At 59.3% G+C, this 23,332-nt stretch carries 30 protein-coding genes; 19 read left to right on the top strand and 11 right to left on the bottom strand.

The genetic code is table 11. The features are described 5' to 3' along the window. Positions 1-40: 40 nt before the first annotated feature. Together ccoN and V0R60_RS00145 are read left to right on the top strand one after the other, a co-directional pair. Positions 41-1,468, top strand: a complete 1,428-nt coding sequence (gene ccoN / locus V0R60_RS00150; RefSeq protein WP_330078730.1) for a cytochrome-c oxidase, cbb3-type subunit I — start codon at positions 41-43, stop codon at positions 1,466-1,468. 11 nt (positions 1,469-1,479) lie between these two features. Continuing rightward, positions 1,480-1,692: a cbb3-type cytochrome c oxidase subunit 3 gene (locus V0R60_RS00145; protein WP_136476618.1), complete on the top strand. Its 213-nt coding sequence runs from the start codon at positions 1,480-1,482 to the stop codon at positions 1,690-1,692. A gap of 99 nt (positions 1,693-1,791) precedes the next feature. Here V0R60_RS00145 and V0R60_RS00140 read toward each other — a convergent pair whose 3' ends face one another. Further along, a complete protein-coding gene (locus V0R60_RS00140) occupies positions 1,792-4,215 on the bottom strand; it encodes a UvrD-helicase domain-containing protein (protein ID WP_375547256.1) in 2,424 nt (807 codons plus the stop codon). A 271-nt stretch (positions 4,216-4,486) separates the two neighbouring features. On the opposite strand from V0R60_RS00140, the gene V0R60_RS00135 reads away from it, so the two are divergent. After that, positions 4,487-5,185, top strand: a complete 699-nt coding sequence (locus V0R60_RS00135) for a pirin family protein (RefSeq protein WP_330078754.1) — start codon at positions 4,487-4,489, stop codon at positions 5,183-5,185. 2 nt (positions 5,186-5,187) lie between these two features. Here the strand turns inward: V0R60_RS00135 and V0R60_RS00130 are convergent, their stop codons facing one another. After that, positions 5,188-5,370 (bottom strand): metallothionein, encoded by a 183-nt coding sequence (locus V0R60_RS00130; protein ID WP_136476622.1) that lies wholly within the window; start codon positions 5,368-5,370, stop codon positions 5,188-5,190. Positions 5,371-5,513: 143 nt separating this feature from the next. Between V0R60_RS00130 and V0R60_RS00125 the strand changes: the two genes are divergently transcribed. Further along, on the top strand, positions 5,514-6,128 hold the full coding sequence (locus V0R60_RS00125) for a Yip1 family protein (RefSeq protein WP_136476624.1): 615 nt from the start codon (positions 5,514-5,516) through the stop codon (positions 6,126-6,128). A gap of 18 nt (positions 6,129-6,146) precedes the next feature. Here V0R60_RS00125 and V0R60_RS00120 read toward each other — a convergent pair whose 3' ends face one another. Then, positions 6,147-6,419, bottom strand: a complete 273-nt coding sequence (locus V0R60_RS00120) for a DUF1652 domain-containing protein (RefSeq protein WP_136476626.1) — start codon at positions 6,417-6,419, stop codon at positions 6,147-6,149. A gap of 300 nt (positions 6,420-6,719) precedes the next feature. On the opposite strand from V0R60_RS00120, the gene V0R60_RS00115 reads away from it, so the two are divergent. From V0R60_RS00115 to V0R60_RS00105, 3 genes are all read left to right on the top strand, one after another. Beyond that, positions 6,720-6,893: a KGG domain-containing protein gene (locus tag V0R60_RS00115; protein WP_136476628.1), complete on the top strand. Its 174-nt coding sequence runs from the start codon at positions 6,720-6,722 to the stop codon at positions 6,891-6,893. A gap of 50 nt (positions 6,894-6,943) precedes the next feature. After that, on the top strand, positions 6,944-7,504 hold the full coding sequence (locus V0R60_RS00110; protein WP_136476630.1) for an ATP-dependent Clp protease proteolytic subunit: 561 nt from the start codon (positions 6,944-6,946) through the stop codon (positions 7,502-7,504). A gap of 96 nt (positions 7,505-7,600) precedes the next feature. Continuing rightward, positions 7,601-7,828 (top strand): DUF6555 family protein, encoded by a 228-nt coding sequence (locus V0R60_RS00105; RefSeq protein ID WP_136476632.1) that lies wholly within the window; start codon positions 7,601-7,603, stop codon positions 7,826-7,828. Between the two features lies 1 nt (position 7,829). Here the strand turns inward: V0R60_RS00105 and V0R60_RS00100 are convergent, their stop codons facing one another. Next, the gene (locus tag V0R60_RS00100) at positions 7,830-8,651 is read right to left on the bottom strand and encodes a DNA-3-methyladenine glycosylase family protein (RefSeq protein WP_330078732.1); all 822 of its coding nucleotides are present in this window, start codon (positions 8,649-8,651) and stop codon (positions 7,830-7,832) included. Positions 8,652-8,855: 204 nt separating this feature from the next. On the opposite strand from V0R60_RS00100, the gene V0R60_RS00095 reads away from it, so the two are divergent. Then, positions 8,856-9,269, top strand: a complete 414-nt coding sequence (locus V0R60_RS00095) for a low affinity iron permease family protein (protein WP_330078733.1) — start codon at positions 8,856-8,858, stop codon at positions 9,267-9,269. Between the two features lie 9 nt (positions 9,270-9,278). Here V0R60_RS00095 and ycaC read toward each other — a convergent pair whose 3' ends face one another. From ycaC to V0R60_RS00080, 3 genes are all read right to left on the bottom strand, one after another. Next, the gene (gene ycaC, locus V0R60_RS00090; RefSeq protein WP_136476638.1) at positions 9,279-9,905 is read right to left on the bottom strand and encodes an isochorismate family cysteine hydrolase YcaC; all 627 of its coding nucleotides are present in this window, start codon (positions 9,903-9,905) and stop codon (positions 9,279-9,281) included. Positions 9,906-9,957: 52 nt separating this feature from the next. After that, a complete protein-coding gene (locus tag V0R60_RS00085) occupies positions 9,958-10,644 on the bottom strand; it encodes a hydrolase (protein ID WP_136476640.1) in 687 nt (228 codons plus the stop codon). 87 nt (positions 10,645-10,731) lie between these two features. Continuing rightward, a complete protein-coding gene (locus tag V0R60_RS00080) occupies positions 10,732-11,622 on the bottom strand; it encodes a pirin family protein (protein WP_136476642.1) in 891 nt (296 codons plus the stop codon). A gap of 97 nt (positions 11,623-11,719) precedes the next feature. On the opposite strand from V0R60_RS00080, the gene V0R60_RS00075 reads away from it, so the two are divergent. Further along, complete coding sequence (locus V0R60_RS00075; RefSeq protein ID WP_330078755.1) at positions 11,720-12,628, top strand: LysR family transcriptional regulator; 909 nt, start codon at positions 11,720-11,722, stop codon at positions 12,626-12,628. A 24-nt stretch (positions 12,629-12,652) separates the two neighbouring features. Here the strand turns inward: V0R60_RS00075 and V0R60_RS00070 are convergent, their stop codons facing one another. The 4 genes from V0R60_RS00070 to V0R60_RS00055 form a co-directional block, all read right to left on the bottom strand. Beyond that, positions 12,653-13,528, bottom strand: coding sequence for an alpha/beta fold hydrolase (locus tag V0R60_RS00070; RefSeq protein ID WP_330078734.1), 876 nt, complete (start codon positions 13,526-13,528; stop codon positions 12,653-12,655). 16 nt (positions 13,529-13,544) lie between these two features. Then, positions 13,545-14,174: a LysE family translocator gene (locus V0R60_RS00065; protein WP_178084187.1), complete on the bottom strand. Its 630-nt coding sequence runs from the start codon at positions 14,172-14,174 to the stop codon at positions 13,545-13,547. Positions 14,175-14,271: 97 nt separating this feature from the next. After that, positions 14,272-14,862, bottom strand: a complete 591-nt coding sequence (locus tag V0R60_RS00060; RefSeq protein WP_330078735.1) for a 2-hydroxychromene-2-carboxylate isomerase — start codon at positions 14,860-14,862, stop codon at positions 14,272-14,274. Between the two features lie 30 nt (positions 14,863-14,892). Next, entirely contained in the window at positions 14,893-15,624 is a 732-nt protein-coding gene (locus V0R60_RS00055) for an SDR family oxidoreductase (RefSeq protein ID WP_330078736.1), read from the bottom strand. Between the two features lie 90 nt (positions 15,625-15,714). Here V0R60_RS00055 and V0R60_RS00050 point away from each other — a divergent pair, with 90 nt between their 5' ends. The 10 genes from V0R60_RS00050 to V0R60_RS00005 all read left to right on the top strand — a co-directional run bounded on the left by V0R60_RS00050 (position 15,715) and on the right by V0R60_RS00005 (position 23,106). Further along, on the top strand, positions 15,715-16,269 hold the full coding sequence (locus V0R60_RS00050) for a TetR/AcrR family transcriptional regulator (RefSeq protein WP_136476656.1): 555 nt from the start codon (positions 15,715-15,717) through the stop codon (positions 16,267-16,269). After that, the gene (locus V0R60_RS00045; protein WP_330078737.1) at positions 16,256-16,849 is read left to right on the top strand and encodes an eCIS core domain-containing protein; all 594 of its coding nucleotides are present in this window, start codon (positions 16,256-16,258) and stop codon (positions 16,847-16,849) included. Before V0R60_RS00050 ends, V0R60_RS00045 begins: the two co-directional genes overlap by 14 nt. A 194-nt stretch (positions 16,850-17,043) precedes the next feature. Continuing rightward, positions 17,044-17,634, top strand: coding sequence for an amino acid synthesis family protein (locus V0R60_RS00040; protein WP_136476660.1), 591 nt, complete (start codon positions 17,044-17,046; stop codon positions 17,632-17,634). 25 nt (positions 17,635-17,659) lie between these two features. Then, a complete protein-coding gene (locus tag V0R60_RS00035) occupies positions 17,660-18,493 on the top strand; it encodes an alpha/beta fold hydrolase (protein ID WP_330078738.1) in 834 nt (277 codons plus the stop codon). Continuing rightward, positions 18,490-19,971 (top strand): aldehyde dehydrogenase, encoded by a 1,482-nt coding sequence (locus V0R60_RS00030; RefSeq protein WP_330078739.1) that lies wholly within the window; start codon positions 18,490-18,492, stop codon positions 19,969-19,971. The genes V0R60_RS00035 and V0R60_RS00030 overlap by 4 nt, the downstream gene beginning before the upstream one ends. A gap of 12 nt (positions 19,972-19,983) precedes the next feature. Continuing rightward, positions 19,984-20,469, top strand: coding sequence for a flavin reductase family protein (locus V0R60_RS00025; protein WP_330078740.1), 486 nt, complete (start codon positions 19,984-19,986; stop codon positions 20,467-20,469). 59 nt (positions 20,470-20,528) lie between these two features. After that, entirely contained in the window at positions 20,529-20,918 is a 390-nt protein-coding gene (locus V0R60_RS00020) for a carboxymuconolactone decarboxylase family protein (RefSeq protein ID WP_136476668.1), read from the top strand. Between the two features lie 90 nt (positions 20,919-21,008). After that, the gene (locus V0R60_RS00015; protein ID WP_136476670.1) at positions 21,009-21,761 is read left to right on the top strand and encodes a GntR family transcriptional regulator; all 753 of its coding nucleotides are present in this window, start codon (positions 21,009-21,011) and stop codon (positions 21,759-21,761) included. A gap of 2 nt (positions 21,762-21,763) precedes the next feature. Then, complete coding sequence (locus V0R60_RS00010) at positions 21,764-22,327, top strand: NUDIX hydrolase (RefSeq protein WP_330078741.1); 564 nt, start codon at positions 21,764-21,766, stop codon at positions 22,325-22,327. Between the two features lie 104 nt (positions 22,328-22,431). Beyond that, positions 22,432-23,106 (top strand): GntR family transcriptional regulator, encoded by a 675-nt coding sequence (locus tag V0R60_RS00005; protein WP_136476674.1) that lies wholly within the window; start codon positions 22,432-22,434, stop codon positions 23,104-23,106. The last annotated feature ends 226 nt before the right edge of the window (positions 23,107-23,332 follow it).

The following is a 23,332-nucleotide window of genomic DNA, read 5'->3' as shown; positions in this document are numbered from 1 at the left end:
CTAGGCAGGACGAGCCTTACAGGAACTGTGGAAACTAGCCATGAGCACACATCAACAGGCCCAAGCCTATAACTACAAGGTGGTCCGGCAATTCGTCGCCATGACGGTGTTCTGGGGAGTCGTCGGTATGGCGATGGGCGTCTGGATCGCCTCGCAACTGGTGTGGCCGGAACTCAACCTCGAACTGCCCTGGACCAGCTTCGGCCGCTTACGCCCGCTGCACACCAGCCTGGTGATTTTCGGCTTTGCCGGCAGCGCGCAATTTGCCGCCAGCTACTACGCGGTACAACGAACCTGCCAGGTGCGGCTGTACAGCGACAAACTGGCAGCCTTCACATTCTGGGGTTGGCAGGCAACTATCGTGATTATGCTGATCAGCCTGCCACTGGGCCTGACCACCACCAAGGAATATGCAGAGATAGAGTTCACCGGGGCGGTGTGGATGGCCATCGTCTGGGTTGCCTATGCCGTGGTTTTCTTCGCCACGCTCATGCGGCGCAAGGCCAAGCACATCTATGTGGGCAATTGGTTTTTCGGTGCTTTCATCGTGGTCATTGCCATGTTGCACGTGGTCAATCACCTGTCGATTCCAGTCAGTTGGTTCAAGTCCTACCCGGTCTACTCCGGTGCCACTGACGCCATGGTCCAGTGGTGGTACGGGCATAACGCCGTCGGCTTTTTCCTCACCACTGGTTTCCTGGGCATGATGTATTACTTCGTCCCCAAACAGGTCGGGCGACCGGTGTATTCCTATCGCCTGTCGATCGTGCACTTCTGGGCGCTGATCACCCTGTACATCTGGGCAGGCCCTCATCACCTGCACTACACCGCCCTGCCCGACTGGGCCCAGTCGCTGGGCATGGCCATGTCGCTGATTCTCCTGGCACCGAGCTGGGGCGGCATGATCAATGGCATGATGACCCTCTCGGGCGCCTGGCATAAGCTGCGCACCGATCCAATCCTGCGTTTTCTGGTGTTGTCCCTGGCGTTCTACGGCATGTCGACCTTTGAAGGCCCGATGATGGCGATCAAGACCGTCAACGCCCTGTCCCACTACACCGACTGGACTATCGGCCACGTACATGCCGGGGCCTTGGGCTGGGTGGCGATGATTACCTTCGGCTCGCTCTATCACATGATCCCGAAAGTCTTCGGTCGCGAGCAGATGCACAGCATCGGCATGATCAACGCGCATTTCTGGCTCGCGACCATCGGCACCGTGCTGTACATCGCATCGATGTGGGTCAACGGCATCGCCCAAGGCCTGATGTGGCGTGCCACCAACGAAGACGGCACGCTCACCTATTCCTTCGTCGAAGCCTTGGTTGCCAGTCACCCGGGCTTCCTGGTGCGCTTCATTGGCGGCGTGCTGTTCCTCACCGGCATGTTGCTGATGGCCTACAACACCTGGCGCACAGTGCGAGTGGCGGATGAAAAGCTGGCCCTGTCCAACGCCAGCATGGCCTGAGGAGCACGCGAATGGATCAGTGGCTGTATGCGCTTTACTGCCTGACCGGGGTGCTGTTCTTCTACTGGGTTACCAGTGCCTGCCTGCGCGGGCACAGCCCGGAGATAGACGACCAGGTCAGCTTGATACCCTTTGCCGATGACCCGGCAGCGGCGCTACGCGTCGAAAAGGCAATTGGCAAGCCGGTGCCGGCGGTGACCCCGGATGCTGCGTTGAAAGCTTGATTGCAGTGGTTAAAAGGGTTTGTGCCCTTACGGCCGATCGCGGGGCAAGCCCGCGACCGGCTGCACTGCCGCTGTAACCCTGAGTGCGCGGTATAGCTTTCAGCCCTGTACTTCCCGGCCATCCTCGAAAAACGCCTTGCGCCCATCCACCTGGCTCGAGGCCCGTGGCAAATTGGCTGCTTCGCCCGAGGGTTTTTCCACGTACCAATAGCAATGCTTTGCCGCCCGCGTAATAGCGACATAGGCCAAACGCAGCACTTCATCCTTCTGGGCACTATCAAACGCCAGCGCATCGCCGGCACGCCCTAACCCTGCCTGGCGATACACCTGGTTCTTGTAGGGCGAACTGGTCAAATGCTGGCAATCACCAAGCATGAACACCGCATCCGCCTGCAAGCCCTTGGCACTGTGATAGGTCAACTGCCGGAACCGTCGCTGCTCACTCGGCAACCCAGCTTCATGATTTACGAGAGACTTTATATGCTCAGATATCAATGACTTATCACTACTTTTTCGAAACAATATCATCACCGTCTCACCCCGCCGATAATGCTCCATCAATGTTTCAGCCAGCGCGCCTTCGTCACGATCCAACACCTTCACCGGCAGCGGTTGCGCAGCAACCGGGCCACACGCCTTAGCCTTTTTGCCGGTTATTGCCGGTGCTGATTTAACAATATGTTCGGCCGCATCGATGATGTGCTGATGACTGCGGTAGTTATCGGCAAGCATGACCCGGGTATTGCTCGGCGAGGCGAACTCCTTGCTGAACTCCATGAAGAACTTGGGCGAGCTGCCGCGCCAGCCATAGATCGACTGCCAGTCGTCCCCCACACATAGCAGCGAGGAATGCTGAGCCACGCGCCCTACGTGCAGCGCCGGCCCACGACGGCGGATCTCGCGCAAACTAGCACGAAGCCAGGAGACGATCTGCGGAGAAACATCCTGGAACTCGTCAATCATCAGATGCGCCAGTGGCCGCAACAACGGGTCAGGCAGCAAACGCAGGTTTTCCGGGTTGTTCTCCGCGAACAAGGCGAACATGCGGTTGTAGCTCATGATCGGTGGCGACTGGCTCAGTAGATGCGCCTCCAGCGCCCGCCAATAGAGACTCAGGGCTTCAAAGAACTGGGCATCATTGTCGCCTGCCGGGAAGCTCATCGCCGCCACCGCCTTGCTGACCTCAAGCCCCAGGTTCTCGATAAAACCCGCAGCCCCAACAAAGGCATCAAGTAGCGGTGCTGCCGACAGCTCACCCTTGACCTTGTAATCGAAGCCCGGACCGGCCACCGCATCACCGGCCAAGGATGAGGTCAGGCGCTTCGCTGCAGCGTAATTTTCTAACCAAATCACAGGCTTATCGCAGAAAGCTTGAAACAACGTGCGCTTTATTACCCACTCAGCCCACACCGGAAGCTTGGCGCCGGGGCGCTTGTACTGCTGGTTTTCAGCGGGGTCGAAACCAAGCACAACCCAGGCGTCCAATTCGGCGATGTGGCCATGGAAATGGAAACGGCTGCCATTGATCTCGACCGTTTCTCGGCTCGGCTCAATGCCCTTGATCGGCCAGGCCCCGGCTGCAAACCAGAGATCCTCGAGGGTATCGCAGAGTTCTTCGTCGCGACTGGCCGACAGTTGCGTCACCGCCACGCGCTTCTGCACATCGGGATGATCCCGGTCCAGTGCCTTTAACTGCAATGCCTCGCGACGCATGCTGGCTATCAGTGCGGCAAAGCGCGGGCTGTCGTTGAGCAGGTCGCGATAACACAGGTTCAGCTGCTGGCGCTGGGCATCGTTGATGCGCAGATCGAATGGATTGCTGTCTGCATTGGCTTCACTGCCCCCAGGCATTTCGCTGCCCAGGGTCTCGAACGCGCGCACTTGGCTGAATCCTGGCAAGCTTCGGACCAGTGGCAGGATGCGCGAGTGGAAGGTGCGCACCAGCTCACGGGCCTGGACCGGACCAAGTTCGATTTGCCACAGGGCCAATACCTGACGCAGCCGAGCGATGAAGTCCTTGCGTGACTCGCGGGTGAAGGTCACCACAGTCATGGCGTCCAACTCATAGCCCAGGTAATGGCGCAACAGTAGGATACGCAACACCAGCGAGGTCGACTTGCCCGCCCCGGCGCCTGCAATCACGCAGGTGGACGGTGTATCGCTGAAGATCATCTTCCATTGCGCTGTACTTGGCTGGGCATGCGCAGGCAGGCGCAAGGCGACGTCCGCCTTGAAGCGCTTTTTCAATTCAGGAGTAAGAGGCAGGCGCCAGTCGTCAAACAGATGGTCGTCCTGACCCGGTACAGCATGTCCCGGTGCACGGCTATCGCGGATCACCAGAACCTGACGTCCGGCTTCATAACCGTCGACCCGCCCTTCCTCGTAACCTTCCCGCAGGCCGTCAGCATGCCCGGTGCGTTGCCCGCTGGCATGGCCTTGAAACCACGAGTCACGATGCTGAGCCTGCAAGCGGCTCAAACCTCGGCCAAGCATGCGCGCCACTAGGCGCCTGATCCACGGCATCTGCGCAGGCGGAGTCAACTCCAGGGGTAGCTTAGGACGCTCTTCAGACACACAGACTCCAACAAAAAATAATCTGCGCACATGTTCGCTCCAACCGCCACAAATCGCCAGCTGAATGCTTGCAGATCAGTGAATTAGACGATGAAACGCATAAATCACCCTAGCTTAATCATCGAATTACCAGATTATTTAAAGCCAAAATTTACGCTTATTTTCGATAATAGATTCAGTGATGATCACCCCATCAATCGACTCACCTGGAGAGCCAATCATGCTGCAACTGCGCCCATTCAAGAGCCTTGGCCACGCCAACCACGGCTGGCTCGACGCCCATCATCATTTTTCCTTCGCCCAATACTACGACCCACAACGCATGCACTGGGGCAACTTGCGGGTCTGGAATGACGATCTTATTGCAGCCGGTAGTGGCTTCCCACCGCATCCACACCGCGACATGGAGATCATCACCTATGTGCGCGAAGGTGCCATCAGCCACCAGGACAATCTGGGCAACAAGGGCCGCACCGAAGCCGGTGACGTTCAAGTCATGAGCGCCGGCACCGGCATCACCCACAGTGAATACAACCTGGAGAAGGTTGACACGCGCATCTTTCAGATCTGGGTTGTGCCCGAGCGCGTGGGTCAGGCGCCCTCATGGGGCACTCGTCCCTTCCCCACAGGTGAACGCGGCGAAGGTTTCGTAACCCTGGCCAGTGGTCGTGATGCAGATGAAGACAGCCTGCGTATTCGCGCCGATGCCCGTCTGGTTGCGGCTACCCTGCACGCAGGGGAAAGCGCCGAGTATCGGTTCGATAGCGGTCGGCGCGGTTATCTGGTGCCTGCCAAGGGCCTGATTGAAGTCAATGGCCTGCGGGCCGAAGCCCGCGACGGCGTTGCCATTGAAGATGAGCAGGTACTCAGGGTTACGGCCCTGCAGGACAGCGAGATCGTGCTGATGGATGTGGCCTGAAATCAGGCCGGGTCGCGCGGCGAAGTTGCTTCGCCCGCGCAACCACAGCCGCTGCTGTTGCAGGGTTTACCAGATGGGTGATGCTCGGCACAGGCCTGACAGCAATACGCCTTGTCTTCCCTCATTACCGGATGATCGCCAACGCTGCAGTTGCAGCCAGGGCAGGCACAGGTTTGCTCATTCATGGCATTTGACTCCTTGGGTTGTGGTCGTCACATGTCAGTGACTCAGCGGCGCCAGGGATGGTTCAAAAAAATGAAACCCCGGCGTTGCGCAAGCCTCCATAAGACAGGGACATGTGTTTATCACCCTGCACCCGGAGGTCACCATGAGTTCGCATCTGGTCCAACTCTTCACCCACCCCGACGATGCCTGGATGCAAATCCGCCAGGAAGAAGAGCAGCACCCCCGCCACTATTTACCGCATCTGCTGCTGATGGCATTGATTCCCGCCCTGTGCTTGTTCATTGGCACCACCAGTGTCGGCTGGAGCCTGGTGGACACGGAAAGAGTACGCCTGAGCATTGCCAGTGCAGCCGAACTGGGCGTGCTGCTCTACGCCACCAGCGTGCTGGGCGTGGCGTTGATGGGGGTGTTCATTCGCTGGATGTCGCGCACGTTCGATGCTCGCCCCTCCCTCAACCAGTGCATAGGTTTTGCCGCCTACACCGCTACACCCTATTTCGTCGCCGGTGTTGCGGGTCTGTACCCCGGGCGCTGGCTGGCGCTGATCGTGTTACTGACAGCCTCGGCCTATGCAACGTTCTTGTTGTACGTGGGGTTGCCGACATTCCTGCGCCTGCGCAAGGAAGCCGGCCTGCTGTACTCGACCAGCGTCTGGGCTGTAGGACTGTTGGTGCTGGTGACCATTCTGGTATCGATGATCCTGTTCTGGTTCAACGTACTGGGACCTGAATATCTTCGCCCGGCTACGCTTGGTTGAACCGGGCGAAGCATTGATTCAGTAGACACCCTGGGGCCTGGCCCGATCCGGGCTTCGTCCCAGGCGCTGCTGCTCACGCACTTGAGCGACGAGTGCGGCCAGTTCCTGGCAACTGGTGAGGCTGTGTACCCGAACCCCGGTGACGATGATGCAATCATCAAGGCTGTCACCCTGCCCCAGTTGGATCGTAAGGTGTTCATTATCGGTGCAGGACACGACACAACGGTCAGGTAAAAACGCCTGTTCAATAAGCAGGCGCAACTCCAGGTTGGAAACGCCAATCAAAGACATGTTTCGATCCTCATCTCGGAGGGCCCGACCGACAGTAACTACCTGGCGAGCCTTCGCTACCAATTGAAAATCCTCATGCCCCGCCGTTTACTCCATGAAGCGCGACAGTAGGCAATGCGGTTCTCAGAGGAGCCTCAAGCCTGTCGCCAAGTTCAAAGCAAACTCATAACGTGCAGATGGACGGCAGCGTCCGACCGTTCGTCCCAAGCGCTGCAGATTTTTCAAACTTTGCCCACCTCGCCTGTCTCCCACCTTGTGTAGGGCATACGCCCTGCGAATATCCAGAAGAGGAAGAGAATCATGGCTAATAAAGACACTTCGAATCCCGGGAATTTCGCCAACGACAAACAGAAAGCCTCCGACGCCGGCAAAAAAGGCGGCCAGGCTTCCGGAGGCCAATCTGGGGGCCAGACCCGCAAACCTGAAATGGATAAGGACCAGACCCGCAAGCCAAGTGGTGGCGGCCGTAGCTAACGGAGAAAAGACCGGCGCACTCAATGTGCGTCGGTCCTGAGGCCAATGCAATGAGCCAACAGGTGATCCACTTTCATTGCCAGATCGATCAGGACACTACCGAGCGCTTTCGCGACCGGTGCTTGCAAGCCCTGGATGAAGGGGCTACATCGTTGCTGCTGTTTTTGTCGACCACAGGCGGCAGTACCAACTTCGGTTTCTCGATCTACAGCTTTTTAAAATCCTTGCCGGTGCCGGTGTGCTCGGTGAACGCCGGCAATATCGAGTCAATGGGCATCATCATGTACCTGGCCGCGGCCGAGCGCATCGCCGCGCCCCACTCGCGCTTTCTGATCCACCCCATGACCTGGCACTTCAGTCAGAGCGCGGTGGACCATTCACGCCTGCGTGAATACCTCTCCAGTTTGAATAACGATCTGGAGCGCTATGTGCGCATCTTTGAACTGGAAACCAATCACGCCGAACGCAAACTGGACATCTTCCATTGCCTCTCGGCAGAAGAAAAAGTCATTCCTGCGTACGACTCCTTGGCTTGCGGTATTGCCCATCGCCTGGAACAAGTGGTGTTCGAGCGGGATGCCCGTCATTTGACGATCAAAGGTTCGCACTAGGGCCAAATCAAATGGAATTTTTCCAGCCTTGCGGGACTCACTAAAGGCATTGAATGGATTTTCTCGTCACTGCTTGGAAAGGAACGTTAAAGGCCCATGAACAACGGCAAATATTTCATCATCGACTATGTGCAGCACGGTGAGCCCAAGTCCTTCATCATCCGCGCCGAAATGATGGACAGCGCCGAAGCCTGGCATTGGGCTTGCTGCGATGCCGGGGTTGGTCGAATCGGTCGCTTCGGTCGTGAGAAAGTCAATAAAGTCAGCAAACCGATGGCAGAGCGCTATGGCATTACCCAAGTCAAATGGCGCCAGTCCAGCTGATTCAGCTCAATGAGGCCCACAAGTGCTGGGCAGCGTAAGCGCGCCAAGGACTCCAGGCCTGGGCTCGATCCGCCAACTGTGCGTCCGGACCTTCCAACAGGCGTAATGCTTTGATCAAGGCGACGTCTCCCAGCGGCAAGGCATCGGCTGCGCCTAGCTGACGTAGCGCCAGGTACTGGGCACTCCAGGGGCCAATACCCCGCAGTTGGCATAAACGTCGCAGCCACTGCTCCAGATCGGCCTGAGGATGTAACAGCCGCGGTTCGTCGAGCACGGCCCTGGCCAGAGTCGACAAAGTCGCGGCGCGCGACCGCGGCATCCCCAGAGCACTCAGGTCTTGCTCGACGATAGCGATGGGTTGCGGGAATACATGGGTAAGTCCGATGCCTTGAAGCGGCAGCGATAGTGCCTGGCCATAACGAGCCACCAGGCGTCCGGCAAGGGTCATGGCCCCGGCAACACTGATCTGCTGGCCAAGCACCGTGCGCATGGCCTGCTCGAAGCTATCCCACCCCTGCGGCACACGCAAACCCGGACGCGCCGCTATGAGCCTGGCCATCAATGGATCGTCTCCCAGTTGCGCTTCTACCTCGGCAATTTGCGCATTCAGGGCAAAAACCCGCCGTACCTTGGCGACTAACACAGGCAATACCGCTGGGGGCAGACCGCGAACAGTCAATACCAAATGGTGGCCCCGCCCGGCGCTTACCTGGATCAGCGCATGCCTGCCATTGAATTCGGCGGTTCGGGTGTACACACCGTTGACCACGGTCTCGATACCACCAATACAGCGGGCAGACAGAAACCCCAGCAACGACGGCAAATAAAAGGCGGCTGATAGCGCAGCCAGAGCGTTATCGCACCGTACGTGCGCACACTACGCTGGTAACCGTACCTAGCAGGGAATGGGCTCATAGACAGATCATCGCCTGACTCGCCGATTCGACGCCAGCACCGGCGATGATGTTTCAAAGAATTTCAACAAGCTCCCGTGGTCTATTTATTACCGCCACGCTGGAGCCCTACCATGAAATTCGAACGTTTCGCCCAATACCTGGCTAAACGCGCTGGCAGTTCACATACCTTCATGCTCGCGCTGATGCTGATCGTTATCTGGGCAGCCAGCGGCCCATGGTTCCACTACAACGATACCTGGCAGTTGGTAATCAACACCTCGACCACGATCATTACCTTCTTGATGGTCTTTGTGATCCAGAATACCCAGAACCGCGACAACGATGTGTTGCACTTGAAAATCGATGAGCTACTGCGGGCAACCAAGGCTGCACACAACGCCATGCTCAACCTCGACGACCTGGATGCACGTCAATTGAAGAGCCTGTTACAGGAATACAAGGACATTGCTGCCAACGGTGACGCCCCTGAACAGGAAGCAGAAAAGACGACGGCCGGGCTGCGTGAGCGCCCGGCCGACGATTGATCAATGACCTTATTTGCCGTTGGTAAGGGTGTTGTAACTGGTGATCAGATTACGGTAGTCAGGAATGTGGTTGGAGAACAGGGTACCAAGGCCTTCGACATCGTTGCGCCAGTCACGGTGTAGCTCGCAAGCCAGGCCGAACCAGGTCATCAATTGGGCACCGGCCTGGGACATGCGGTCCCACGCCGAGTCGCGGGTCAAGGCGTTGAAGGTACCGGATGCATCGGTAACCACGAACACATCAAAGCCTTCTGCCAGTGCCGACAGCGCCGGAAAAGCCACACACACTTCAGTGACCACGCCAGCAATGATCAGCTGCTTCTTGCCGGTAGCCTTGACTGCTTTGACGAAGTCCTCGTTGTCCCAGGCATTGATCTGGCCGGGGCGCGCAATGTACGGCGCCTCGGGGAACTGCTCCTTGAGCTCTGGCACCAGAGGACCATTAGGACCGGTTTCAAAGCTGGTAGTCAGAATAGTGGGCAGGTTGAAATACTTGGCCAGATCGCCCACGGCCAATACGTTGTTCTTGAACTTGTCAGGATCAATATCGCGCACCAGAGAAAGCAGCCCGGTCTGGTGATCCACCAGCAGCACAGCAGCGTTGTTCTTGTCCAGACGAACGTAAGGTTTGCTCATGGTCTTACTCCTAGCGTGGTAGGCCGGCATCTTCGACACCGGGCCTCAGGGATCAGCGTTCGGAATCGAGCTGTTCGTTCTCTTTAACTACCTGTTGCGCCTTGAGGTAGCTCTCGATCAACAATTGGTAGTGCGGGAACACTGCGCTATAGGCCTCGGCCCACTGTTGCGCGTCCGGACGGTTCCAGGTGCGCTGTACTTCCGAGCAGACGGCAGCGGTGTCCATTGGCACCACACCGGCCTGCATGATGCGCGCCAGGGTGACTTCCTGGGCCATCTTCGAATAAGTGCCGCTGGCGTCGATCACGGCGAAAACCTGATAGCCGGCATTGACCGCACTGATGCTTGGGAAGGCCATGCAGACGCTGGTGATGGTGCCGGCAATGATCAATTGCTTCTTGCCCGTGGCCTCGACCGCCTTGACGAATTCCTCATTGTCCCAGGCGTTGATTTCACCTTTGCGAGCGACATACTTGGCGTGTGGCGCGGCTTCGTGAATTTCCGGAATCAGCGGACCGTTCGGGCCTTGTGGTACGGAAGCAGTGGTAATCACCGGAATCTTGGCCAGGCTTGCGACCTTGGCCAGGGTGATGGCGTTGGCGCGCAGCTCGGTCATCGGCATGTCCTTGACCGTCTGGAACAGACCGCTCTGGTGATCGATCAGCAGCATTGCGGCGTTATCAGGATCGATACGCGGGACCTGGCCATTGAAATTGGCAACGTTGGCAAATGTACTCATGACACATTCTCCTTGAGGGTTGGCTGCAGGTTGTGCCTGCAGCCAGGGTCGAAGGCCACCCGAGGGGTAGCCTTCGGGTTATTGATACTAGTTGTCGTGGCGAGATCCGCTTGGGCCACTCATCTGGCCAAAACGACCGGCGCGAAAGTCTTCGAATGCCTCGGCAATCTCTGCTTCGCTGTTCATCACGAACGGGCCATAACCCACGATGGGTTCGTTCAGTGGTTCACCGCTGAGCAGCAATACCAATGCATCGGTCTGCGCTTCGAGCAGCAACTCGTCGCCAGCACGGTCGAACAGCACCAACTGCGCCGGACCTACCGCGCGCTCGCCATTGACCAGGACCTTGCCGCGCAGAACCACCAACGCAGTGCTGCGTCCTGCGGCACTGGGCAAGCGGATGTGCGCGCCAGCCTTGAGCTGCATGTCCCAGACATCCATCGGGGTGAAGGTCTGCGCCGGGCCACGATGACCACGGTACTCACCGGCGATAACCCGCAGGCTGCCGCTACCGGCACCCAGGGGCACCACGGGAATATCACGGCTCAACAGGGTCTGATAACCGGCAGGTGCCGATTTGTCCTTGGCCGGCAAGTTGACCCACAGTTGCACCATTTCCAGCGTGCCGCCCTTGGCAGCGAACGCCGGGGAATGAAACTCTTCGTGGAGGATGCCGTTGGCTGCCGTCATCCATTGCACATCGCCTGGCCCGATCAGGCCACCGGCACCCGTGGAGTCCCGGTGTTCCAGTTCGCCCTCGTAGACAATGGTCACGGTTTCGAAACCGCGATGTGGGTGCTGGCCGACTCCGCGACGTGCCGTGGTCGGGGTGAAGTCATGGGGACCGGCATAATCGAGCAACAGGAACGGGCTGATGTGCTGGGCCAGGTTGTCGTAGGTAAACAGACTGCGTACCGGGAAGCCGTCGCCGACCCAATGCGGGTTGGGACTGCTGTAGACGCCTTGGATCTTTTTCATGAGATGGTCTCCTCTCGTGTATGGCTATAACAATAGGAGCGAGACGACATTGGCGGTAGATCAGTTAAACTGACTTCAGCGTTCCATATGGAGAACACTGGTGGAAGACCTCAACGACCTTTACTATTTTGCCCAGGTAGTCGATCACGGCGGCTTTGCCCCTGCTGGCCGAGCCCTGGACATGCCCAAATCCAAACTCAGCCGGCGCATTGCCGGGCTGGAAGAGCGCCTCGGCGTCCGTTTGATTCAGCGCTCGACCCGACACTTTTCAGTCACCGAGATCGGCCAGGCCTATTACCGTCATTGCGTGGCCATGCTGGTAGAAGCCGAGGGCGCCGCCGAGCTCATCGAGCGCAACCGCGCAGAACCCCAGGGCATCGTGCGTCTGAGTTGCCCAACTGCGCTGCTGAACTTTTGGGTCGGCGAAATGTTGGCCCGCTTCATGGTGCAGTGCCCCTTGGTGCAACTGCACATTGAAAGCACCAACCGCCATGTCGATCTGATTCAGGAAGGCATCGACATTGCCTTGCGCGTGCGCTTTCCGCCGCTGGAAAGCAGTGATCTGGTGATGAAGACCCTGGCCCACAGCACCCAATGCCTGGTGGCCGCGCCGACACTGCTCGAGCAGTTGCCGGCCCGGCCGGTGCCCGCAGACCTCAACGCCTTGCCAAGCCTGCACTGGGGCAGGCCGCAACGGGATTATCACTGGGAATTGGTGGGCCCAGACGCGGTGCACGCCAGCCTGCGCTATCAGCCGCGGCTGGTCACTGACGATCTACTGGTGTTACGTCAGGCGGCAGTGGCCGGCGTGGGTGTGGTGCATGTACCGCTGGTGGTGGTGAGAGACGAACTTGCCAGCGGCAAACTGGTGAAGGTCACTCCTGACTGGGCGCCGGAATGTGGCGTGGTGCACGCGGTATTCGCCTCGCGCCGCGGGTTGCTGCCGGGCGTGCGCAGTTTGCTGGACTTTCTCGCTACCGAGTTCGAGGCCAGCGATATTTCCTGACCTCAACCAGGGCGAGCCATGCGCTTACTGTTGCAGCAGAAAAGCCTGGACGCGCTCACTGCCGTCTGCCGGATCTTCCTGCATGAAACAATGGCCGCCGGTTACCTGAACTGCCGTGACATGGCGATTGTCCTGTGCCCAGCGCTGCACGGATTGAGGCACGAAGGGATAGGTATGCTCGCCATACAGCACCAGTACTGGCGTTTGTACTTTGGTCAAGGACGCCCACATTCGCCGCGGGAACGAGCTGAAAATCTCCACCTCGCGGCTCGGCCGGCACTTGAGAACTACGCCCTCGCCACAGTCACCGATTGCATGCTCGACATACGCTTGCAGCGCCGATTCGCTCCAGCCCTTGAAAATGCCCCTACCCTCCAGCGAGGCGCGCGCGGCGGTGCGATCCGGCCAATGACTGCGCCGAGTGGCGGCCTTGCGCGCCAAGGCATGGCGGCGGTGCAGGCCAACCAATGCCGCCGCCCCCATGATGCCCATCATCGAACGGCTGAACAGCACCGGGTCGAGCAACACTGCACGCTCGAACAACTGCGGCTGCTGCGCCAGCATCAGCGCGGTCAATACCCCACCAAAACTGTGGCCGACCGCGAAGCGCGGTACATCGGCATAATCGCCGCGTCCGGCGTCAAAAGCCTCGATGGCCAGTTCTGCCGTGCGGTTCCAACCCTGGAAGGCGCCACCATGATCACTGTCACCATGGCCCTGGACATCGCACAACCACAAATCGAAGTGCTCGGCCAGACGTGCCAGCATGGGCTGGTAAGCCAGGCAGCAAAAACCATTACCGTGAAGAAAATGCAGCAGCGGTTTGCCGCTGGCAGGTGACCGCCAGCCGCGCAAGGTAAAGCCGGCACTTGTGTCGTGGGACCAGGGATTCAACTGCATGTGCCAGCGTACTCATTCAAGAAAAGCTCGATTCTACAAACAGCAGCGGGTAAAGCGATATCACCAATAGCGCCGCCATCAGCAAATTGAACAGCATCAGCCAGCGCGGGTTCTGCAGTACCGTGCGCAAGGCACTGCCAAACATGACCCAGACGCACACACTCGGTAGGTTGACCAAGGCAAACAACGCAGCAATCACGATCACATTGGTGACGTAGCCTTGGGCCGGTGTGTAGGTAGTGATCGCTCCCACTGCCATGACCCACGCTTTAGGGTTGACCCACTGGAACGCCGCCGCCCCCCAGAAGCCCAATGGCTTGCGACTCTGCGGGTTGCTTACCGATAACGGACCGGAAGTGGCGATTTTCCACGCCAGATAAAGCAGATAGGTCGCGCCCACGTAGCGCAGTACGGTGTAGATCGGCGGATACGCCTTGAACACCTCGCCAAGGCCGAAACCCACTGCCAACACCATGATCATGAAACCGACACTGATCCCAATGGCGTGCGGAATCGAGCGGCGCACGCCAAAGTTCACCCCCGAAGCCAATAGCATGGTGTTGTTGGGCCCAGGGGTGATCGATGAGACGAAGGCAAACAGCACGAAGGCGGTGATCAGGTCGAGTGAACTGAGCATGGCAGGCATCCAGTTTTTTATTGGCTGCACTGACACTAACGGAGTACTGATCCACGTCGACTATACAGTTGCCAAAAATAACGCCACTACACTTGGCTATACCGCCTCAGCCCAGCGCCTGGGCGACAAACTCCAGACGGTCCTGGCCAAAGAACATCTGTTCTTCCACAAAGCAGGTCGGTGCACCGAAAACACCACGGGCAACAGCATCATCGGTGGCTTGCTTGAGCGCTGCCTTGACCTCGGGCTCAATTGACCAGGCCTGGAACTGCTCAGGGTCCAAGCCTGCCTCTTGCAATACAGTCGCCAGCACGTGCGGATCGGCGACGTTGCGTTGTTGGACCCACATCGCCTGGAACAGGGCAGTCAGGTAGGCCTCGAAGCGTTCAGGTTGATAGCGTTGCACGGCAATGGTCCCGCGCATCAGGCCCAAGGTATTGATCGGAAAGCCCGGGGGAAAGGCCAGAGTCACGCCATAGCGCTTGGCAAACCGTTGAAAGTCGGCGAACACATAGCGTGCCTTGGCCGGCACCATCGCCGGCGACGCATTGCCAGTTGCTTGAAACACCCCGCCCAGCAACATCGGCCGATACACCAATTGCGCATCGTGGCTGGCGCACAGCGCCGGCAATTGGGTCCAGGCCAGGTAGCTGGCCGGGCTGCCCAGATCAAAGAAAAACTCTACGCTCTTGCTCATTGCACTGTGTCCTTATTGTCGTGGTTAGCGTTACCAGCGTTCCATCCAGGGCCGCAGGTCTAGCTCGAATGTCCAGGCATCACGTGGTTGGGCGTGCAAGTACCAATAGCTGTCAGCAATATGGGCCGGATCGAGGATGCCGTCCTGGTCCTTCAGTGCATAACGCTCTGGAAAGCTGTCGCGGATAAACGCCGTGTCGATGGCACCATCCACCACCACATGCGCGACATGAATATTACGTGGGCCAAGCTCCCGCGCCATGCTCTGGGCCAGCGCACGAATGCCATGCTTGGCAGCAGCGAACGCTGCGAACCCCGCCGCGCCCCGCAAGCCGGCAGTTGCACCGGTAAACAGGATAGTCCCGCGCTCACGGGTAACCATTCGCCGCGCCACCGCCTGGCCGGTGAGAAAGCCTGCAAAGCAAGCCATTTCCCAGATTTTGAAGTACTTTCGCGCAGTCTCGTCGAGAATGCTGCAGGGCACATTGGCGCCAATATTGAAGATAAAGGCCTCGATCGGCCCCAGGGTGCTTTCAATCTGCTCGACCAGCGCCGTGACCTCCTCTTCCTTGCGCGCATCGGAAGCAAAGCCATGAGCCTGTCCGCCCTCGGCACGAATCTCATCGACCAGCGGTTGCAACTTCTCGGCGCTGCGCCGGGTGACACAGGCGATGTAGCCTTCCCGGGCAAAACGCTTGGCAATTGCACCACCGGTAGCATCACCGGCCCCCACCACCAACACCACTTTCTTGCCCTGACTCATTCATCGCCCCATTAGTAAACGATCATTTAGTAAACGAACGCTATGCTATGATTCAACCTTCGTCAAGCCAATGATTTGGAGAAGATCGGCGTGCGCTACTCCACCCACCACAAAGAGCAAACCCGGCAGAGACTGCTGCAAAGCAGCGGTGCCCTGGCCAAACGCGGGGGCTTTAACGCTACCGGCGTGGCGGGCCTGATGAAGGCTATCGGCCTGACTGGCGGGGCCTTCTACAATCATTTCCCGTCCAAGGACGATCTGTTTACCGAAGTGGTGCGCCGTGAATTGTCGCTAAGCCCCATGGCCCAGCAACCGATGAACCGTCAGCGGCTAGAGCGTTGCCTGGACCACTACCTGAGCCTGGCCCATGTGCACAATGCCGAAGGTGGCTGCGCCATCCCTGCCCTTGGCGCTGAAATCGCCCAGGCACCGCTGCCCGTGCGCGAGGAAGCCGAGCACTGGTTGCGCACCTTGCAACAAGCCTGGGCCGACACCCTGGAAGACCCGGATCTGGCCTGGGCCCTGCTTAGCCAGTGCGTAGGGGCACTGGTGATCGCACGCATGCTGGCCAATGAATCCAGCCAACACGAAGTGCTCAACGCCTCCCGTGAGTTTCTCGCCGGGGCCCTGCATGAGAGCCGCTGACCTGCTGCTTGGCCTTGCCCTGGTCGCACCGTTTCATGCGTTTGGCGCTTGCCCCGCCGGACAGTATGAAGTTTGCCTGGGCAGCTGTATTTGTTCACCTTTCGACCCTGGCCAGGCCGGAATCATGCTCGACGACCTCGGCCGCATCGCCAGCAGCACCCTGGCAGCAGCCCTGCAACAGGCTCGCGACAGCGCCGCCAGCAGCAACGTACTGCCGATCCCCCTGCATATCCGAGCTCAGCTTGAGCCTTACTATGACTTTCAGGTGCTGGACGCGGCGCGCTACAAGGTCGGTGACCAGCAAGCCCTGAACAGCGCCAACGCGCTGCTGCAGAACCCCGATGTCAATGCCGTGACCCTGATCGACATCATCATCTTTCGCAACGAAGTCGATGCCCAGGACAATGTCGCCCTCTGGGCTCACGAGTTGCATCATGTGCAGCAGTATCAGCAGTGGGGCGTGACGGAGTTTGCCAAGCGCTACTCGCGCGACTTCAATGCCGTGGAAGCACCCGCCTATGAAATCCAGGCCCAGGTCAGCAAAGACCTGCGTGAGCGCGCTTCGGGGCAGGCACGCTGATCTAGGGCAAGCACACGCCCACCGGTTGAATTCAAATCCGCACCAACTCCGCGTTTCAGCAACCTACCGTCAGAACATCCCCTCTCCACGTCCGTCGCCCTCGCAGAGAAATTTGCAAGAAGCACTTGCACGCAAAGTATTATGGTATACCATCAGACAACTAGACCAAGCGTCCCCTTCCACAGGAGCCACCCATGAGTTTTGAAATCCGCAAAATCGTCACCTACGCCGAAGAAACCTTGATAGAAGGTGGCAAGGCTACCGACACCCCGGTGACCATGGTGGGCTTGGCCGTCGTCATGAAAAACCCATGGTTGGGCCGCGGCTTTGTCGAGGATCTCAAGCCGGAAATCCGCGCCAACTGCTCTGAGCTCGGTGCACAAATGGTCGAACGCCTGTGCGCCGCGATTGGTGGTGCAGACAAAATCGAAGCCTATGGCAAGGCCGCCGTTGTCGGCGCCGACGGCGAAATCGAACACGCGTCCGCAGTCATCCACACCCTGCGCTTCGGTAACCACTACCGCGAAGCAGTCAACGCCAAGAGTTACCTCAGCTTCACCAACAAGCGCGGCGGCCCTGGCACCTCAATCCAGATCCCGATGATGCACAAGGACGACGAAGGCCTGCGCTCGCACTACATCACCCTGGAGATGAAAATCGAAGACGCCCCGCGCGCCGACGAAATCGTCGTGGTTCTGGGTTGCGCCGACGGTGGCCGCCTGCATCCACGCATTGGCAACCGCTACATCGACCTGGAAGAACTGGCAGCCGAAAAGGCCCAATAACAATAAGTACGCCTAGGAGCGACCGATGATTCAGCCTGCTGCTGAACGCACCCCGGCCGGCACCAGTTATCTGGCGACCGGCCAAGGCCACCCCGTGGTACTGATCCACGGGGTGGGCCTGAACAAAGAAATGTGGGGCGGGCAGATCGTTGGCCTGGCCAACGATTACCGGGTGATCGCCTACGACATGCTCGGCCATGGTCAGAGCCCGCGCCCGCAACCCGGCTGCGGCCTGCCCGGCTATGCCGAGCAACTGGCCGAATTGCTCGATCACCTGCAATTGCCCCAGGCGACCATCATCGGTTTTTCCATGGGCGGGCTGGTGGCGCGTGCCTTCGCCCTGCACTACCCGCAGCGACTGTCCGCGCTGGTGGTGCTCAACAGCGTGTTCAACCGCAGCGTCGAACAACGCGCCGGGGTCATCGCACGCACAGCCCAAGCGGCCGAACATGGTCCGGATGCCAACGCTGAAGCAGCATTGGCTCGTTGGTTCAGCCGCGAGTACCAGGCGGCCAACCCCGCACAGATCGCTGCGCTGCGCCAGACGCTGGCGAGCAACGATCCGCAGGGCTACCTGACCACCTACGAATTATTCGCCACCCAGGATATGTACCGCGCCGAAGACCTGGGCAGTATCCAGGCCCCCAGCCTGATCGCCACCGGTGAATGGGACCTGGGTTCGACACCGGACATGACCCATCAATTGGCCCGGCGCATCCCCGGAGCACAGAGCATGGTACTCGCCGAACAACGGCATATGATGCCAGTGGAGTCGCCGCGCCTGGTCAACCAGATGCTGCTGGACTTCCTCGGGCACGCCCGAACCTTCTCCGACTCAGCCAAGGGGATCGTTGCATGACACTCGCAAGTTTTCAGATGTGCATCGATGGCCAATGGCTCGATGCCGTCAGCGGCAAGACCTTCGACAGCCTCGACCCCTCCACGGCACGCGCCTGGGCACAACTGCCCGATGCCGATGAAGCTGACGTCGAACTCGCCGTCCAGGCGGCACAGCGCGCCTTCGACAATCCGCTCTGGCGCGGCCTGACCGCCACCGCCCGAGGCAAGCTGCTGCGCCGCCTGGGCGACCTGATCGGCGACAACAAGGAGCGCCTGGCGCAGCTGGAAAGCCGCGACAATGGCAAGCTGATCCGCGAAACCCGCGGTCAGGTTGGCTACCTGCCAGAGTTTTTCCACTACACCGCAGGTTTGGCCGACAAGCTCGAAGGCGGTACCCTGCCGTTGGACAAGCCCGAACTGTTTGCCTACACGGTGCATGAGCCGATAGGCGTGGTCGCCGGGATCATTCCCTGGAACAGTCCGCTGTACCTTACCGCAATCAAGCTCGCGCCCGCGCTGGCGGCGGGCAACACGATTGTTCTCAAGCCTTCGGAACACGCCTCGGCAACCATTCTGGAGCTTGCCCGCCTGGCCCTTGAAGCCGGGTTTCCGGCGGGTGTGGTCAACGTCGTTACCGGTTACGGCCCAAGCACTGGCGCAGCCCTCACCCGCCATCCGCTGGTGCGCAAGATCGCCTTCACTGGCGGCGCCGCCACCGCACGCCATGTAGTGCGCAGCAGTGCCGAGAACTTCGCCAAGCTCTCGCTGGAGCTAGGCGGCAAATCGCCGAACATCATCTTCGCCGATGCCGACCTGGACAGCGCCATCAACGGCGCGGTCGCCGGGATCTACGCCGCCTCCGGCCAGAGCTGCGTTGCCGGCTCACGCCTGCTGGTGCAAGACGAAATCTACGACGCGTTCGTCGAGCGCCTGGTTGAACGTGCCAAGCGCATCAAGATTGGCAACCCGCAGGATGATGCCAGCGAAATGGGGCCGATGGCGACTGCTCAGCAATTGGCGGTGGTCGAACACCTGGTTGCCGCCGCTCAAGCCGAAGGTGCCAAGCTGCGCCTGGGTGGCAAGCGTGCCCAGATCGACAGCGAGGGCTGGTTCTACGAGCCAACCCTGTTCGAGTGCGACAGCAACTCGATGACCATCATGCAGGAAGAAGTCTTTGGCCCGGTGGCGGCAGTCATCCGCTTCAAGACCGAGGCCGAGGCGCTGGCCATGGCCAACGACTCGCAATTTGGCCTGGCAGCCGGCATCTGGACCCGTGACCTGGGCCGCGCCCATCGTCTGGCCCGGGATGTACGTTCAGGGATCATTTGGGTCAACACCTACCGCGCGGTGTCAGCCATGGCGCCCATTGGCGGATTCAAGAACAGCGGCTACGGACGCGAGAGCGGCATCGACTCGGTACTGGCCTACACCGAATTGAAAACGGTGTGGATCAACCTCTCGACCGCGCCCATGCCCGACCCCTTTGTCATGCGTTAGGAGACCTGCGCCATGATTGAACCTGGCATCTACAAAGACGTGATGGGCTCCTTTCCTTCCGGTGTTACGGTGGTTACCACCCTGGACGCCGAAGGTGGCATCGTCGGGATCACCGCCAGCGCCTTCAGCGCGCTGTCGATCGAGCCGGCGCTGGTGCTGTTCTGCCCCAACTACGCCTCCGACACCTATCCGATTCTGCGTGACAGCAAGCAATTTGCCATTCACTTGCTGGCGGCCGGGCAAACCGCCGAAGCCTATGCCTTTGCCGGCAAAGGCAAGGACAAGGCCAAAGGCATCGACTGGCACTTGAGCGAGCTGGGCAATCCGCTATTGGGCAATGCCACGGCAATCATCGAGTGTGAGCTGTGGCGCGAATACGACGGTGGCGACCACGCCATCATCGTCGGCTCGGTGATGAACCTGATTCTGCCCGAGCAGCCCGCAACACCAATGGTCTACCACAAAGGCAAGCTCGGCGCCCTGCCGCCGCTGTGCTGATTTCCCTTGGGGGCGTGCGCCATACCCTCGGTTGCGTCCCCATTTTTTCGGAGCTGATCATGAGCAACGAGAAGTATCAAAAAGGCCTGCAAATCCGCACCCAGGTGCTCGGCGAAGCATACGTCAACAAATCGATCGAGAACGCCGATGACTTCACCCGCCCGCTGCAGGAACTGGTCACCGAATACTGCTGGGGCCACGTCTGGGGTCGCGACGGTTTGTCGCTCAAAGAGCGCAGCATGATCAACCTGGCGATGATTTCGGCACTCAACCGCCCTCACGAACTCAAGCTGCACATACGCGGCGCCTTGCGTAACGGTCTGAGTCGTGAGCAAATACGTGAAATTTTGCTTCAAGTCGGCATTTACTGCGGTGTGCCTGCGGCCGTGGACAGTTTCCGTCTGGCCCGCGAGGCGTTCGCCGAAGCCGATTTGGAGGCAACCAGTTAACGACTGGCTGTTCGAAACCGCCGCACGGAGCACCGCGATTCGAGGTGCTCGGCGACGCTTGTGACAACAGCCAATTTCAGAGCACAGATGATGAAACGCCAGCCCCTCGACGACAGCTTCAAGGTCAACCGCAACCCTGTAACCCTGCGTGAAATCGTGCTCGACAAATTGCGCGGGGCGATCATGAGCTTCCAGCTCTTGCCGGGCGACCGCCTGGTGGAACGCGACCTGTGCGACCGTCTTGGTGTCAGCCGCACTTCGGTGCGTGAAGCGCTGCGTCACCTGGAATCCGAAGGCCTGGTGGAGTTCGCCGACGCCAAGGGGCCACGCGTGGCCATCATCACCCTGGAAGACGCCCGAGATATCTACGAACTGCGTTGCGTACTCGAAGGGCTGATCGTCCAGCTGTTCACCCTGAACGCCAAGGCCAAGGACATCCGCGCCCTGGAAAAAGCCTTGGACGTGAACCGCCAAGCCCTCGAAGAAGGTGAACTGCAACAGGTGATCGACTCGGTACAGGGTTTCTACGATGTGCTGCTCGAAGGCTCCGGCAACCATGTAGCAGCCACGCAATTGCGCCAGTTGCAGGCACGTATCAGCTACCTGCGTGCTACCTCGGTCTCCCAGGAAAACCGTCGCGGGGCGAGCAACCAGGAAATGGTCAAGATCGTTGAAGCGATCAAGAGCGGCGACCCACTGGCTGCCCACCAGGCATCGGTCGATCACGTACGTGCCGCGGCCAAGGTGGCCCTGGAGTACCTACGGCTGAAACAGAATGACAACAGCAAGGTGCGCGACATCGCTGCGCCCATTGCACTCAAAGAACCCCGCATAGGTCGCTGATCATGCCCGCCGTCCCACGTTACTGCCCGCACTGTACTGCCGCGCTACACCAGGGACGGCCCAGCGGCGATACTCACGAGCGCTTGCTGTGCAGCGCTTGTGGCTACGTCCATTACCTGAACCCCAAAATCATCGCTGGCTGCATCATCGAGCAGGATGGCAAGTACCTGCTGTGCCAGCGCGCCATACCGCCGCGCCCCGGCACCTGGACTTTGCCTGCAGGCTTCATGGAAAGCGGCGAGACCACCGAACAGGCGGCGCTGCGCGAAGTCTGGGAAGAAAGTGGCGTACGCGGTGAAATTGTCTCGCCGTATTCTATTTTCAGCGTGCCGACGATCAGCGAGGTGTACATCATCTTTCGCGCCATCGCCCTGGAAATTACCGGGCAATATGGTCCGGAGACCCTGGATTACCGATTCTTCGCCCCGGAGGATATTCCTTGGGACGAGATCTACTACCCGGCCATCAGGCAGATTCTCGAACGCTATATCGAGGAGCGCCAAGCTGGGGTCTATGGGATCTACATGGGCAACGACGACACCGGTAAAGTGCATTTCATCCGCTGAATCCAAAGGTGGCGGGATCACGACGTTCGCCGTCGGGCGTGTGCGACACCGAGTTCGAATAAATTCGTATACCATATCCAGAAAGAACTTCGGACGACGCCACCGTGACCGTACCTCGCCTCAACGCCCCGGACTTGGGCAATACGCCTTCGACTTCGGAAATTATCACTCGTCATCTGCGCGATGCGATCATCGCCGGGCATTTCGGCGAGGACGAGCCGATTCGCCAAGACGACATCGCCCGCCAGTTCAACGTCAGCAAGATCCCCGTGCGCGAGGCACTCAAACGCCTTGAGGCTGAGGGTCTGGTCATGTTCCAGCGCAATCGCGGGGCAATGGTCACACGTATGTCGGAGCCTGAACTGGCGCAGATGTTCGAGGTACGCATGCTGCTTGAAGACAAGGCGCTGCGCCTGGCCATCCCGAACATGACCGAGGACACCTTCACACGCGCCGAGCGCATCTGCCAGGAATTCGTCGGCGAGAACGACGTCGGGCGCTGGGCTGAACTGAACTGGGAGCTGCACGCCTGCCTGTACGAACCAGCGCAGCGGCCATTTCTGGTGAATATGATTCGTTCGGTGAACGACAAGCTTGAACGTTACCTGCGCATGCAGATGAGCCTGTCCGCGGGCAAGGAGCGCGCCGATCACGAGCACCGTGAAATCCTCGACGCCTGCCGCGCCAAAGATGTCGAACGCGCGGTGACGTTGCTCGATGAGCACATTGCAGGTGTATGCAGGACACTGTTCGAGCATCTGCCGCAAACCCCGACCTAACCGGTAGATGCGGACATTCCCCCGAAGCGTGAATAAAATCAAAAGCTGCACACCAGCACCTCGCTGTTGCTGTTGCTGTTGCTGTTGCTGTTGCTGTTGCTGTTGCTGTTGCTGTTGCTGTTGCTGTGCTTTTACCTGCACAAATCGTACAGACGCCACAAATCGTCCCTTCAGCAGGCCGAATGGAACCCTTGCGTAGTGGGGCGACGGCCATGGATGGCCGGCG

Origin of the sequence: Pseudomonas auratipiscis, from assembly GCF_036324085.1 — a bacterium.
GTDB lineage: Bacteria > Pseudomonadota > Gammaproteobacteria > Pseudomonadales > Pseudomonadaceae > Aquipseudomonas > Aquipseudomonas auratipiscis.
Note: the sequence above shows the minus strand (reverse complement) of the source record. Positions and strands in the feature narration are given on the sequence as shown.